This is a genomic window from Citrobacter sp. CK185, from assembly GCF_030333565.1.
Lineage (GTDB): Bacteria > Pseudomonadota > Gammaproteobacteria > Enterobacterales > Enterobacteriaceae > Citrobacter_B > Citrobacter_B koseri.
In genome coordinates this window covers 1-304 of sequence record NZ_JAOWFR010000007.1, presented here as the reverse complement: position 1 = coordinate 304, position 304 = coordinate 1, and the positions used below count along the sequence as shown (strand labels likewise).

General features: G+C 56.9%; 1 tRNA gene. It reads right to left on the bottom strand.

Features of this window, described 5'->3' with window-relative positions:
• Positions 1-111: 111 nt before the first annotated feature.
• Positions 112-198 (bottom strand) — tRNA-Leu (locus OGV79_RS01215).
• Positions 199-304 lie beyond the last annotated feature (106 nt).

Here is a 304-nt window from a genome sequence, read left to right as displayed (position 1 = left end):
GGGGGGGGACTTGAACCCCCACGTCCGTAAGGACACTAACACCTGAAGCTAGCGCGTCTACCAATTCCGCCACCTTCGCACAGTCATCTTACTTTTTTGATATCGCCTCGTTGGTGCGAGGGGGGGGACTTGAACCCCCACGTCCGTAAGAACACTAACACCTGAAGCTAGCGCGTCTACCAATTCCGCCACCTTCGCCCAGTGCGAGCAATATCAACGTGGTTTTGGTGCGAGGGGGGGGACTTGAACCCCCACGTCCGTAAGGACACTAACACCTGAAGCTAGCGCGTCTACCAATTCCGCC